Below are 13,652 nucleotides of genomic sequence, written 5' to 3' on the forward strand. Positions count from 1 at the left end.
CGGCACAACTTCATGATCGATTTGGGTGGGGTTTGGGACCGGGCGCGGCCCTCGGGGGTCCTCGGCGTACTGCTGGGTAGGCTGGGACTCATGTGGCAGGCCGACGCTCATTCGCAGGTCGTGGTGGACCTCGACGCGATCCGCGCCAACGTGCGCACCCTGCGGTCGAGCACCAGCGCCCAGGTCATGGCCGTGGTCAAGGGCGACGGGTACGGGCACGGCATGATCCCCGCCGCCCGCGCGGCACTGTCCGGCGGCGCGACCTGGCTCGGCGTCTGCACCCTGGACGAGGCCTTCGGGCTGCGCGACGCGGGCCTGAGCGCACCGGTGCTGGCCTGGCTCTGGCTGCCCGGCCAGCCGGTGGCCCGAGCGATCGCCGGTGACGTGGATCTCAGCGTGGCCAGCCTGTCGCAGCTCACGGCGGTGACCGCCGGGGCACGCGAGGCCGGGCGGGCCGCACGCGTCCACCTCAAGATCGACACAGGGCTGTCCCGCGGCGGCGCGGCCGCCCCCGAGTGGCCGCAGCTCGTCGAGGCCGCGGGCAAGGCCCAGGCCGACGGGTACGCCGAGGTCGTCGGCGCGTGGAGCCACTTCGCCTGCGCCGACGCGCCCGGCCACGAGACCGTCGACCGCCAGCTCGCCGCCTTCACCGACGCCCTCGACACCGCTCAGCGTCTCGGAATCCAGCCACAGGTGCGGCACCTGGCCAACTCCGCGGCCACGCTCACCCGGCCCGACACCCACTTCGACCTGGTCCGCCCCGGCATCGCCGTCTACGGCCTGTCGCCGCTCGACGACCCCGCGGCGCGCGCCACGCTGCGCCCCGCGATGACCGCCCGCGCCCGGGTGCTGCTGACCAAGCGCCTGCCCGCCGGCCAGGGCGTCTCCTATGGGCACACCTACGTCACGCAGCGGGAGTCGACCGTGGCGCTCGTGCCGCTCGGCTACGCCGACGGCGTTCCCCGGCACGCCTCCAACAGCGGCCCGGTGCTGCTCAACGGCGGCCGGTTCACCGTCGCCGGGCGGGTCTGCATGGACCAGTTCGTGCTGGACGTCGGCGACGCCGAGGTCGGCGAAGGCGACGAGGTGATCCTGTTCGGCCCCGGCGACCAGGGCGAACCCACCGCCGACGACTGGGCCGACGCCGTCGGCACCATCAACTACGAGATCGTGACGCGCTTCGGCAGCACCCGAGTGCCGCGGGTCTACCGCGGTGATGTCGCGTGAGCGAGCGTCACGGGCGGCCGGTCCCGGCCGAGCACGGCATGCGGCACATCGACGGGGTGATCTCGTGAGCGACACGGCGGCCGGCGACAAGGCCGTGACCAAGGACAAACCGGCGGGCACCCGGCGCAAGGCCGGGCTGATCGGCGCCGTCATCGGTGTCGCCGCGGCCGGGGTCGCCGCCGGGGTCGCCGTCGAGCGCCTGGTCGTCAAGCGCAGCCGCCGCACCGACACCGACCCGTACGCCGACGAGCCCTTCGGCCGCCTGCCCTACGACGAGACGCTCACCGTCAGCACCGACGACGGCGTGCAGCTGCACGTCGAGATCGTCGAGCCGGTGGACGGGATCGCGGTCGAGTTCGGCAAGCCCGGCCCGCCCGAGCCGACCATCATCTTCGTCCACGGGTTCTGCCTCGACCAGGGCACCTTCCACTTCCAGCGCAAGGCCCTCGACGCGCTCGGCGAGCACCGCATGGTCTTCTACGACCAGCCCGGCCACGGCCTGTCCAGCGCCCTGCACGAGGGCGAGTACGAGCTGCCCGCGCTCGGCGACGCCCTCTACGACGTCATCAAGGCCACCACCCCGGTCGGCCCGATCGTGCTGGTCGGCCACTCGATGGGCGGCATGGCCATCATGGCCTGCGCCGAGCAGCACCCCGACCTGTTCGCCGACCGGGTCGCCGGGGCCGTGCTCATCGCCACCTCGGGCGGCCAGCTCGACGGCATCAGCTACGGCAACCTGCCCGAGATCCTCAACCGCACCAGCGGGCCGCTGCTCGCCCTGCTCACCGGTGCGGCCCGGTTCACCGGCCCGATGATCGACAAGGCCCGGCAGGCCAGCACCGACCTCGCCTGGCTGCTGACCCGGCGGTACGGCTTCGGCGGCGACCAGCCCAGCCCCGCGCTGGTGTCGTACGTGGAGCAGATGAACTCGCGCACCACCACCGAGACCGTCGCCCGCTACCTGCGCACCATCAACAGCCACGCCCGCTACCCGGCCCTGCGCGCCCTGAGCCAGGTGCCCGTCATGGTCGTCGTCGGCGACGCCGACCTGATCACCCCCGTGTCCCACTCCGAGGAGATCTGCCGGCTGCTGCCACACGCCAAGATGGTGCTGGTCCCGGACAGCGGGCACGTGGTGATGCTGGAGCACGCCGACGAGGTCAACCAGGCCCTCATCACCTTCCTGGACGAGCTGGAGCTGCTGTGATCCTCAAGACCGTCGACGACACCCGCGACTTCGGCTCCCGCCTGGCCGGGGTGCTGCGCGCCGGTGACCTCCTCGTGCTGAGCGGTCCGCTCGGGGCCGGCAAGACCGCGCTCGCCCAGGGCATCGGGCGCGGGCTGCGGGTGCTCGGTGACGTGACCTCCCCGACGTTCGTCATCGCGCGGGTGCACCGCCCCGACCGCGCCGCGGGCGGCACGGTGCCGATGGTGCACGTGGACGCGTACCGGCTGGGCAACGTCACCGATCCCCGCGCCCAGGTCGACGACCTCGACCTGGACGCGTCCGTCGAGGACTCGGTGACCCTGGTCGAGTGGGGCGAGGGCATGGTCGAGCAGCTCTCCGACGCGTACCTCGAGGTCCGCATCGACCGCCGCGACGACGACTCCCGCACCATCGCCCTGATCCCCCACCACGGCGACTGGCCCGCCCGCATCGCGGACCTCCCCGAACCTGCGTCCGAACCCGCCTGACCCCTCCGCGCTCGCCGCGGCACCACCGCTAGATCGTCCGAGTTGCCTGGCAACTGGTCGTATCTTGACCGTCCATTCGCCCACCTGCCAGGCAAGACGAGTGATCTTGGCGCGCGGTCCGCGCCGGCGGCCCGTCGCCGGGTCAGGTGGGGCGGACGGGGGCGGTGCCGGTGGGCATGCGGGTGAGGGAGGCTACGGCGGGGCGGAGGGATGCGGCCACGTCGACGGCGGTGACCGGGCCGGACTCGGCCGCGATGCGGCCCGCGAGGCCGTGCACGTACGCCGCGGCAACCGCCGCCCGGATCGCCGGGAGGCCCGCCGCGAGCAGGGAGCCGAGCAGGCCGGACAGCACGTCACCGGTGCCGCCGGTGGCCAGCGCGGGGGTGCCGGTCGGGTTGACCCAGGCCTCGCCCGACGGTCCGGCCACGACGGTGCGGTCGCCCTTGAGCAGCACCACCGACCGGGTCCACGAGGCCAGTTTCTGGGCGGCGGCGACCCGGTCCGGGCCGGGGTCCTGCCCGGCGAGCCGGGCGTACTCCCGGTCGTGCGGGGTGAGCACCGTCGGCGCGTCCCGGCTGCGCAGCTCGTTCGCCATCGAGCCGTCGACCAGCAGGGTGATCGCGTCCGCGTCGAGCAACGCGGGCACCGGGGCGGCCAGCACGCCCCGCACCTCGGCCGCGGCCCGCTCGTCGGTGCCCAGGCCGCTGCCGCAGACCCAGGCCTGCACCCGTCCCGCCTCGGCCAGCCGTGGCGCGGCGATGACGCTGGGATGCGCGGGCACCACGATCTCGTGCGCCGACCCGGCGTAGCGGACCAGCCCGGCCGGCCCGGCCAGCGCGCCGGACAGGGAGAGCAGGGCCGCGCCGGGGTAGCCGGCCGAGCCGGTGGCCACGCCGACGACGCCGCGGGTGTACTTGTCCGAGATCGGTCCGGGCTGCGGCCACCAGGCGGCGATGTCGGCGGTGTCCGCGACGCGCAGCGCGGGGTCGCCGACCAGGTGCGGGACGATGCCGATGTCGACGAGTTCGACCTGGCCGGCCAGGACCGCGGCCGGGCCGACCACGTGGGCGGGCTTGAGGCAGCCGAACGCGACGGTGACGTCGGCGCGGATCGCGGTGCCGGGCACGTCGCCGGTGTCCACCGAGACCCCGGACGGCACGTCCACCGCGATCACGGGCGGGCGCGGGGACAGCGCGGCGAGCTGCTCGGCCAGCGTCAGCGCGGTGCCGCGCAGCGCCCCGGTCGCGCCGATGCCGAGCAGCCCGTCGACGACCAGGTCGAGGCGTTTCGGCCAGTCGCTCAGCACCCGGCCGCCCGCGCCGCGCAGCGCGGCCAGACCCTCGGCGTGGGCCCGCTCGGGATCGCTCAGCAGTGCCCCGACCTGGACTCCCTGCCGCGCCAGCAGCGCTCCCGCGAACAGCGCGTCGCCGCCGTTGTCGCCGGGGCCGACCAGGAGCACCACGCGGGAGCCGTACACCCCGCCGAGCCCGCGCAGGGTGACCGCGCAGCGGCGGGCGAGCCCCGCGGCGGCGCGCTGCATCAGCGTGCCCGCGGGCAGCGTCGCCATCAGCGCGGATTCGGCGGCCCGCACCTGCGCCACCCGGTAGACCGACCTCATACGCAGAACTCCGTTCCGCTCGTCTGTGCCTGAGTCTCGCCTGCCGTGCCCGCCGTGCGTGGCCGAACCCCGCTCACCGGCCCGCTTCGGCGATGACCACGGCCGACGCGATGCCGCCGTCGTGCGACAGCGACAGATGCCAGCGCTCGACGCCGCGTTCGGCGGCGACCGCGGCGACGGTGCCGGAGACGGTCAGCCAGGGCCGGCCGTCGGCGTCGACGACGATCTCGCAGTCGTGCCACTGCATGCCGGCCGGCGCGCCCAGCGCCTTGGCCACGGCCTCCTTGGCCGCGAACCGGGCCGCCAGCGACTCGGGTGAGCGCGGGTTGCCGCTGCGGGTGGTGCGCTCCGCCTCGGTGAACAGGCGTTCGGTCAGCATCGGCGTGCGCCGCAGCGCCGCCGCGAAACGGTCGACCAGGACGACGTCGTTGCCCACCGAGACAATCACGTGTTGACCTTAAGGTCTCAGGTGTGGATCTGGTACTTCGCTCGGGCAATGTGTACGGGTCGCCGGGCGCGACCGCGGTGGCCGTCGACCGCGGGGTGATCGCCGCGATGGGCTCCGACGCCGAGATGAAAGAGCTGATCACCGGGCGTACCGAGGTGGTGGACCTGGCCGGGCGGCTGCTGCTGCCGGGCTTCCAGGACGCGCACGTGCACCCGGTGTTCGCCGGGCTGAACCTGCTGCGCTGCGAGCTGACCGAGCAGCACGACGCGGCGGGTTACCTGGGCGAGGTGGCCCGGTATGCGCACGCCCATCCCGACCGGGCCTGGGTGATGGGCGCGGGCTGGTCCTACGACGCCTTCGGCGGCGGTCAGCCGGACCGGGCCATGCTCGACCGCGTCGTCTCGGACCGCCCGGTCTACCTGGCCGTACGCGACGCGCACAGCGCCTGGTGCAACTCCCGCGCGCTGGAACTGGCCGGGATCGACCGGCACACCCCCGACCCCGAGGGCGGGCGGATCGAGCGCGACGCCGACGGCGAACCCACCGGGGTGCTGCACGAGAGCGCGATGGAGCTGGTCAGCGGGGTGGCGCCGCGGCCGGACGCGGCCGAGATCCGCCGGGCGCTGCTGCTGGCCCAGTCCCGGCTGCACGCGCTGGGCGTGACGGCCTGGCAGGACGCGATCCTGGGCGACTACGGCGGCTGGCCGGACGCGTTCGAGGCCTACCTGGCCGCGGACGCCGCCGGGCTGCTGACCGCACGGGTACGCGGCGCGCTGTGGTGGGAGCCGTCGCGTGGCCCGGAGCAGCTCGACGAGCTGCGGGCACGCCGGGAGCGGGCCCGGACCGCGGGCGGGGCGAACTTCCGCACCGAGACCGTCAAGATCATGCAGGACGGGGTGGCGGAGAACTTCACCGCCGCGATGATCGAGCCCTACCTGGACGGCTGCGGCTGCGCCACCGACCGCCGCGGCATCTCCCGGGTCGCGCCGGCCGACCTGAACGAGGTCGTGTCGGCCCTGGACGCGGCGGGTTTCCAGGTCCACTTCCACGCCATCGGCGACCGGGCCACCCGGGAGGTGCTGGACGCCGTGGAGCGCGTCGCCGGTTCGCCGCGGCGCCACCACGTGGCGCACGTCCAGGTCGTACACCCCGCCGACGTGCCCCGCTTCGCCCGGCTCGGGCTGACCGTCACCATGCAGGCCCTGTGGGCCGCGCACGAGCCCGCCATGGACGAGCTGACCATCCCGTTCCTCGGCGCGGAGCGCGCGACCTGGCAGTACCCGTTCGGGGCGGTGCACCGCGGCGGCGGGCGGCTGGCCGCGGGCAGCGACTGGCCGGTGTCCGACCCCGACCCGATGCGGGCGATCCACGTGGCGGTGAACCGGGTCGGCTACCGGTTCGACGAGCCGCCGCTCGGCCCCGAGCAGGCGATCGACCTGGACACGGCGCTGGCGGCGTACACGGCCGGTTCGGCGTACGTGAATCACTTCGACGACGCGGGGCGGATCGCGCCCGGCCTGCGCGCCGATCTGACCGTGCTGGACCGGGACCCGTTCGCGGGGCCGCCGGAGGAGATCGGGGCGGCCCGCGCCGAACTCACCTGGGCAGCCGGCCGCCTGGTGCACGGCGGCTGACTCCTCAGCCTTTGTCCACAGGCCCTCTACCAGGGCGGTCACCTGTGGACAAGGGCTGTGGACAACCTGTGGGCGAGCGGGCTCCGAGTTATCCACAAGGCTGGCCGGGGGCGGCTCAGGGCGGGAAGCATCGTCGGCATGGACGCCGAGAATCCTTCCGGGACAGTGCCCGAGCCGGTGCACGTCGAGCCGGACGAGCTGATCAGACTGGGTGGCGGGCTGCAGCGGCTGGCCGACGCGGTCGCGCGCGAGGTGCCGTACGCCCATGGGCTCACCAGCGGGCCGTCGGGCTGGGCGGTGAGCGGGGCGCAGGTCCGGCTGGCCCACGAGGTGGGCACGTACCTGGTCGGCTTCGCCGAGGACCTGGGCGTCTTCGGGCAGCGGCTGTGCCTGGCCGGGGCGAGCTACGCCGACCGCGACTCGGGCCTGGCCCGCAAGATCGCCGCGATGGCGGTGCGCCGATGACCGTCACGTACGCGATGCTGCTGGCCGCCGATCCCGCGCGCTGGATCGACAGTGCTGTCGCCTGGCGGCGGCTGAGCCGGGCGCTCGACGAGCACCACGACGAGCTGGCCCATCGGCTCCACCGTCAGGAGCAGGTCTGGCACGGCGGCACCGCGGCCGTCGCGGCTCGCGAATCCGGGGCGGCCCTGGTCCGGCGGCTCGCGACCGCCCCACCCGCCCTGCTGGAGGTCGACCAGCTGCTGTGGCGGCACGCCGACCGCATCCGGCTGCTACAGCGGCGGCTCGCCGAGGCACTGGCCGCGACGCGGGGCACCGCCGTGCGGGTGTCCGCGGACGGCCACGTAAGCGTCGTCGTACCCGACATCGCCCGGGGCGGCCCGCCCGGCGCTCCCGGCGGCCAGGGCAGCGTTCCGGCGGGGCTCGTCGGGTGGGCCGGAGCTGCGCCGGGCGGCGTGGCGCAGCCGGTTCCGTTCGGTGTGCCGGTGCCCGGGGCGTCCGACGTGGCGCTGGCGGTGCGGGTCTCCGCCGAGATCGACGCGGTGGTGCGGGAGGCACGGGCGAGCGACGAGGACACCGCCCGCCGCCTCACCGCGCTGGCCAAGGCGGCCGCCCAGGCTTGGTCCGGCACGCCCGTTCCGCTGCCCGCGATCGGCGCCCCGGCGGACGTCGCGCGCTGGTGGGCCGGGCTGACCGAGGCCGAGCGGGCCTGGCTGGTGGCGATGCGGCCGGAGGAGCTGGGCAGGCTCGACGGGGTGCCCGCGGCGGTGCGCGACCGCGTCAACCGGGAGCTGCTCGACCGGGAACTGGACCGGCTGCGCGACGCCGCCGCGGCCCACCCGCCCGTTCCGGGCGCGCAGGAGCGGCTGACCGCGCTGACCGGCCTGGCGGCGCGGCTCGATCAGGCCGACCCACGGGCGTACCTGCTGCGGCTCGATCCGAGCGGGGACGGCCGGCTGGTGGTGGCCTTCGGCGACCCCGATCGCAGCGATCACGTCGCCACCTACGTGCCGGGCGTGGGCACCTCGCTGGACGGGTTCGCCGTCGAGGTGGACCGGGCCGCGGCGTTGCAGGCGCGAGCGGCGGCGCTGGCCCCGGACGCCACGACGGCGACGGTGATGTGGCTGGGGTACGACCCGCCCGACGGGCTCGACGCGGCGAGCGACCGCGCCGCGCTGGCCGCGCGCGGCGACCTGAGCTCGTTCCAGGCCGGGCTGGTCGCCGCGCACCAGGGCGGACCCGCGCACCTGAGCCTGATCGGCCACTCCTACGGCAGTCTCACGGTCGGGGTCACCGAGCGGGACGGCACGGTCGCCGCCGACGAGATCGTCGCGCTGGGCAGCCCCGGCATGGGTGTGGGCAGCGCCGCCGAGCTGGCCCGTCCAGGGCACGTGTGGGCTTCCACGGCCCCCAACGACATCGTGCTGAACGCGCCCTCGAAGGGCGAGCTGGCGCTGAACGCGCTCGGCGGGCCGGCCTTCATGTTCGCCGGCTCGACCGTGGACGCGGTGGTGCGCGGCAACGCCGACCTGTGGCACGGCGTGGACCCGTCGTCGGAGCAGTTCGGCGCACGGGTGTTCCCGTCGAGCCGGGGCGCCGACCCGTTCCACGCGCACGGCCTCTACTTCGACGAGCACAGCCCGGCCCTGCAGCACCTGGCCGAGATCGTGACCGGCGAGCATGGAACGGCGAACGGCCCCGTGCCGTGACCGCTGCCGGAGGCCGGGCAGCAGACGGCCCCGGCGGCCCGCGGTAGCGGCGGGCTGCCGGGGCCGTCTGCTGCGGACTACTCGACCGTGACGGACTTGGCCAGGTTGCGGGGCTGGTCGACGTCGTGGCCGCGGGCGTCGGCGATCGCCGCGGCGAGCACCTGCAGCGGCACGGTGGTCACGAACGGGGCCAGCAGCGTGGGCGTGCGCGGCACCCGGACCAGCACGTCGGCGTACGGGACGACGGCCTCGTCACCCTCCTCCGCGATGACGATGGTGTGCGCGCCACGGGCCCGCACCTCCTGGATGTTGCTGACGATCTTGTCGTGCAGCAGGCCGCGACCGGCCGGCGAGGGCACGATGCAGACCACCGGCGTGCCGTGGCCGACCGGAGTGCCGGAGACCGGGTCCTCGGACGGGCCGCCGATCAGCGCGATCGGGCCGTGCTTGAGCTCGCCCGCGGCGAAGCCCTCGGCGTGCATGTACGCCAGTTCCTTGAGCTTCAGCGCGCCCTCCAGCGCCACCGGGTAGCCCACGTGGCGGCCGATGAACAGCACCGTGGTCGCCTTCGCCTCGGCCAGCTCGCGGCCCAGCTCCCGGACCGGGTCCATGCCCGCCAGCACCTTCTCGATCTTGCCGGGCATCTCCTGCAACTGCGCGACGACCGCGGCCACCTCGTCGGCGTACTTCACGCCGCGCACCTGGGCCAGGTGCAGGCCAACCAGGAAGCAGGCGGCGAGCTGGGTCAGGAAGGCCTTGGTGGAGGCGACGGCGATCTCGGGGCCGCCGTGGGTGTAGAGCACGGCGTCGGACTCGCGCGGGATGGTGGAGCCGTTGGTGTTGCAGATGGCCAGCACCCGGGCCTTCTGCTCCTTGGCGTGCCGCAGCGCCATCAGGGTGTCCATGGTCTCGCCGGACTGCGAGATGACCACGACCAGCGTGGACCGGTCGAGCACCGGGTCGCGGTAGCGGAACTCACTGGCCAGCTCGACCTCGCACGGAATGCGCGTCCAGTGCTCGATCGCGTACTTGGCGACCAGCCCGGCGTGGTAGGAGGTGCCGCAGGAGACGATGAAGACCTTGTCGACGTCGCGCAGGTCCTGGTCGGTGAGCCGGACCTCGTCGAGCATGATCTCGCCGGTCTCACCGATGCGCCCGCGCAGCGTGTCGGCCACGGCCTGCGGCTGCTCGGCGATCTCCTTGAGCATGAACCAGGCGTGGCCGTCCTTCTCGGCGGCGCGCGCGTCCCAGTCCACGTGGTAGTCGCGGCCCTCGGCCGGGTTGCCGAAGAAGTCGGTGATCTCGATGGCGTCGGCGGTGATCAGCACGACCTGGTCCTGGCCCAGCTCGATCGCCTCGCGGGTGTGCTCGATGAACGCGCTGACGTCACTGGCCATGAAGTTCTCGCCGTTGCCGCGGCCCACCACGAGCGGGGAGTTGCGGCGCGCGCCGACCACCGCGCCGGGCGCCTGCGCGTCGACGGCGAGCAGCGTGAACGCGCCCTCCAGGCGGCCGCAGACCCGGCGCATCGCGTCGGCGAGCGCCTGCGGGCTGCCCGCGACGCCGGCCAGCTCGGCGGCCAGCAGGTGCGCGACGCACTCGGTGTCGGTGTCGCTGGCGAACTCGATGCCTTCGGCCTGCAATTCGGCCCGCAGCTTCGCGAAGTTCTCGATAATGCCGTTGTGGATCACCGCGATGCGGCCGTCGGCCGACAGGTGCGGGTGGGCGTTGCGATCGGTGGGACCGCCGTGGGTGGCCCAGCGGGTGTGACCGATGCCCGTGGTCCCCGCGCGCAGGTCCGCCTCGGCGGCCTCGGCCAGCATCTTCTCCAGATTCGACAGCTTGCCGGCCTTCTTGGCCAGCAGCAGCCGGCTGTCCGCCAGCACGGCGACGCCGGCGGAGTCGTAACCCCGGTATTCCAGCCGCCGCAGCCCGTCCAACACCACTCCGAGCGCCTGCTGGCCGCCCACGTATCCCACGATCCCGCACATGCCCGTTACCTTAGCGGAGTTTCGCTCACATTGCATGTTCGGAACCCGGTCAATCACGCACCATGTTTGATTGCAACCTGGACGGACCTGGGCCTGCCCGATAAGTGACGGATTGCTGCCAGCACATGCCCCCGATGAGCGTGCGGGGCCTACCATCCGCGGGTGAGCGAGCAGCGCGGGTCCCCCGGCCCGACGCGCCGCCTCCCCGCCTACGAGCGCAGCCAGGAGAAGAAGGCATGAGCTACCCCCCTCCGTACGACCCGAACCAGGCGCAGCCCCCCGCGTACAACCCGAACCAGCCTCCGCCGCCGCCGTACAACCCCAACCAGCCTCCGGCGTACAGCGCTGCCGGATACGGCTCGCCGGTGCAGCCGCCGAAGAAGAGCAAGACCGGCCTGATCGTGGGCATCATCCTCGGCGTCGTGCTGCTGCTGTGCGCGGTCTGCGGCGTCGGCGGCTACTACCTGTTCTACAAGGCCGGCGAGGCGATCGAGGACCTGCCGGACATGATCCCCAGCGTCGGCGTGGCGACCGGGGACCCCACCGGTTCGCACTCGGTGCGCTACGCGGTCGAGGGCACCGGGCAGGCGCTGATCACGTACTCGGAGGGGCCCGGCAACACGCAGACCGAGACGGTCACCCTGCCGTGGACCAAGAACTTCACCCTGAACAGTGACTCGTTCGGCCTGTCGGTGATCGCGTTCCGCTCGCCGGGCGGCGACGGGAACGTGACCGGCTGCTCCATCTCCGTCGACGGCACCGAGCGGCAGAAGCGGGACGGCTCGGGCGGCGCGGCCACCTGCATCAGCGTGTTCGTGGCCGGCTGACACCACGGAACGCGAAAGGGCGTCCCCGCAGCGGCGGGGACGCCCTTTTCAGGTCTTGCCGGTGCTCACGCCGCCGGGCTGGCCGCCCGTACGTCGGCGGCGATGTCCTCGGCGATCTTCTGCGCGATGTCCTCGCTCGCGGCCTCGACCATCACGCGGACCAGCTGCTCGGTGCCCGACGGGCGCAGCAGCACCCGCCCGGTGCCGTGCAGCTGCGCCTCGGCCGCGGCGACCGCGGCCAGGATCTCCGGTGCCCGGGCCACGGCCTTGTCGGCCACCCGCACGTTGATCAGCACCTGGGGCAGGCGGTTCACCACGGCGGCCAGCTCGGCCAGCGGCTTGCCGGTCTGGGCCACCCGGGCCAGCAGGCGCAGGCCCGTCAGCACACCGTCACCCGTGGTCGCGTGCTCGGTGAAGACGACGTGGCCGCTCTGCTCCCCGCCCAGGCTGAAGCCGCCGGCGCGCAGCTCCTCGAGCACGTACCGGTCGCCGACCTTGGTCTCGACCAGGGTGATGCCCGCCTCGCGCATGGCGATGCGCAGCCCGAGGTTGCTCATCACGGTCGCGACCAGGGTGTCGTTCGCCAGCGCGCCCGCGTCGCGCATGGCCAGCGCGAGGATCGCCATGATCTGGTCGCCGTCCACCTCGGCGCCGGACGCGTCGACCGCCAGGCACCGGTCGGCGTCGCCGTCGACCGCGATGCCCAGGTGCGCGCCGTGCTCGACCACGGCCGCCTTCAGCGGCCCCAGGTGGGTCGCGCCGCACTCGTCGTTGATGTTGAGACCGTCGGGCTCGGCGTTGATGGCGATGACCTCGGCCCCGGCCTCGCGGAACGCCTCTGGCGCCACGTCGCTGGCCGCACCGTGCGCGCAGTCGACGACGACTTTGAGCCCGGCGAGCGGGTGGCCGGTCGCCTGGACCAGGTGCGTGGTGTAGTGCTCGGCCCCGTCCAGCAGGTCGTGCACCCGCCCGACCTGGGCTCCGGTGGGACGCGTCCAGGTCGCGCCGAGCGCGGCCTCGATGGCGTCCTCCTGCTCGTCGGTCAGCTTGTGCCCGCCGGCGGCGAAGAACTTGATGCCGTTGTCCGGCATCGGGTTGTGACTGGCGGAAATCATCACGCCGAAGTCGGCCCGCACCTCGGCGGTCAGGTATGCCACGCCGGGCGTCGGCAGCACGCCGACCCGCACCACGTTGGCCCCGGCGCTGGCCAGGCCCGCGACCACGGCCGCCTCCAGCATCTCGCCGCTGGCCCGGGGGTCGCGACCGACCACCACCAGCGGCGGCTGCTCCCGGTCAGAGTCGGGCAGGGTGTGCGCCGCGGCGACGGCCAGCGAGAGAGCGAGTTCGGGGCTGAGGTCCGCGTTGGCCAGACCGCGTACGCCGTCGGTGCCGAAAAGGCGTGCCATCCGGGTGGCCCTTTCTGTGGGGTGCGAAAGGAGGGGTTCGAGACGACCCGGCCCGCGGGTGAGGGGCCAAAGTCGAAAGGCCGGGCACGCCATCCCGCCGTGAAGCAGGAGCGTGCCCGGCCGATCAGAAGACAGCGATCAACGCTTGGAGTACTGCGGGGCCTTACGGGCCTTCTTGAGACCGTACTTCTTGCTCTCGGTGACGCGAGCGTCACGGGTGAGGAAGCCGGCCTTCTTCAGCGCCGGGCGGTCGTCGATGTCGAGCTCGCACAGGGCGCGCGCGATGGCCAGGCGCAGCGCGCCGGCCTGACCGCTGATGCCGCCGCCACGCAGGTTGGCGACGACGTCGAGGGTCTCGCCCTTCTCCGCGAGCACGAGCGGCTCCCGCACCGACTGCTGCGCGACCTTGCTGGGAAGGTACTTCTCCAGCTCCCGGCCGTTGCAGGTGATCTTGCCGGTGCCCGGGATCAGGCGCACCCGGACGACGGCCTGCTTGCGGCGGCCAACGGTCTGGATCGGGCGGTCGCCCTTGAACTTCGGGGTGGCCGGCTTGGCAGCAACGGCGACCGAGGCCTCAGCCTCAGCCTCGACCACGGCCTGGGTCGGCACGGAAGTGTCGGTCATGGTGATTCCTT

General features: G+C 73.7%; 12 protein-coding genes. 7 read left to right on the top strand and 5 right to left on the bottom strand.

Annotated features, from left to right (window positions below):
* Positions 1–90 precede the first annotated feature (90 nt).
* The 3 genes from alr (at position 91) to tsaE (ending at position 2,922) form a co-directional block, all read left to right on the top strand.
* Entirely contained in the window at positions 91–1,227 is a 1,137-nt protein-coding gene (alr, locus tag AB0B35_RS24455) for an alanine racemase (RefSeq protein ID WP_361049243.1), read from the top strand.
* Positions 1,228–1,321: 94 nt separating this feature from the next.
* Positions 1,322–2,434: an alpha/beta hydrolase gene (locus AB0B35_RS24460; protein ID WP_361049337.1), complete on the top strand. Its 1,113-nt coding sequence runs from the start codon at positions 1,322–1,324 to the stop codon at positions 2,432–2,434.
* Positions 2,431–2,922 (top strand): tRNA (adenosine(37)-N6)-threonylcarbamoyltransferase complex ATPase subunit type 1 TsaE, encoded by a 492-nt coding sequence (gene tsaE / locus AB0B35_RS24465; RefSeq protein WP_361049245.1) that lies wholly within the window; start codon positions 2,431–2,433, stop codon positions 2,920–2,922. Before AB0B35_RS24460 ends, tsaE begins: the two co-directional genes overlap by 4 nt.
* A 142-nt stretch (positions 2,923–3,064) precedes the next feature.
* Here tsaE and AB0B35_RS24470 read toward each other — a convergent pair whose 3' ends face one another.
* Together AB0B35_RS24470 and AB0B35_RS24475 are read right to left on the bottom strand one after the other, a co-directional pair.
* On the bottom strand, positions 3,065–4,540 hold the full coding sequence (locus AB0B35_RS24470) for an NAD(P)H-hydrate dehydratase (RefSeq protein WP_361049247.1): 1,476 nt from the start codon (positions 4,538–4,540) through the stop codon (positions 3,065–3,067).
* Between the two features lie 73 nt (positions 4,541–4,613).
* Entirely contained in the window at positions 4,614–4,988 is a 375-nt protein-coding gene (locus AB0B35_RS24475) for a holo-ACP synthase (protein WP_203692182.1), read from the bottom strand.
* A 23-nt stretch (positions 4,989–5,011) separates the two neighbouring features.
* Here AB0B35_RS24475 and AB0B35_RS24480 point away from each other — a divergent pair, with 23 nt between their 5' ends.
* From AB0B35_RS24480 to AB0B35_RS24490, 3 genes are all read left to right on the top strand, one after another.
* Positions 5,012–6,622 carry an amidohydrolase gene (locus AB0B35_RS24480; protein ID WP_361049249.1) on the top strand — a complete coding sequence of 537 codons (1,611 nt, stop codon included), beginning with the start codon at positions 5,012–5,014 and terminating at the stop codon, positions 6,620–6,622.
* Positions 6,623–6,760: 138 nt separating this feature from the next.
* Positions 6,761–7,087: a hypothetical protein gene (locus tag AB0B35_RS24485; RefSeq protein ID WP_361049251.1), complete on the top strand. Its 327-nt coding sequence runs from the start codon at positions 6,761–6,763 to the stop codon at positions 7,085–7,087.
* Complete coding sequence (locus tag AB0B35_RS24490) at positions 7,084–8,793, top strand: alpha/beta hydrolase (RefSeq protein WP_361049253.1); 1,710 nt, start codon at positions 7,084–7,086, stop codon at positions 8,791–8,793. Before AB0B35_RS24485 ends, AB0B35_RS24490 begins: the two co-directional genes overlap by 4 nt.
* Before the next feature lie 77 nt (positions 8,794–8,870).
* Here AB0B35_RS24490 and glmS read toward each other — a convergent pair whose 3' ends face one another.
* Entirely contained in the window at positions 8,871–10,784 is a 1,914-nt protein-coding gene (gene glmS / locus AB0B35_RS24495) for a glutamine--fructose-6-phosphate transaminase (isomerizing) (RefSeq protein ID WP_361049255.1), read from the bottom strand.
* 236 nt (positions 10,785–11,020) lie between these two features.
* Here glmS and AB0B35_RS24500 point away from each other — a divergent pair, with 236 nt between their 5' ends.
* On the top strand, positions 11,021–11,611 hold the full coding sequence (locus AB0B35_RS24500; RefSeq protein WP_360539497.1) for a hypothetical protein: 591 nt from the start codon (positions 11,021–11,023) through the stop codon (positions 11,609–11,611).
* Between the two features lie 65 nt (positions 11,612–11,676).
* Here AB0B35_RS24500 and glmM read toward each other — a convergent pair whose 3' ends face one another.
* Both glmM and rpsI read right to left on the bottom strand, forming a co-directional pair.
* Positions 11,677–13,017, bottom strand: a complete 1,341-nt coding sequence (gene glmM, locus AB0B35_RS24505; protein ID WP_361049257.1) for a phosphoglucosamine mutase — start codon at positions 13,015–13,017, stop codon at positions 11,677–11,679.
* A 138-nt stretch (positions 13,018–13,155) separates the two neighbouring features.
* Complete coding sequence (gene rpsI, locus AB0B35_RS24510) at positions 13,156–13,641, bottom strand: 30S ribosomal protein S9 (protein WP_203692189.1); 486 nt, start codon at positions 13,639–13,641, stop codon at positions 13,156–13,158.
* Positions 13,642–13,652: the final 11 nt, after the last annotated feature.

Source organism: Catellatospora sp. NPDC049133 (assembly GCF_040648455.1).
GTDB lineage: Bacteria > Actinomycetota > Actinomycetes > Mycobacteriales > Micromonosporaceae > Catellatospora > Catellatospora aurea.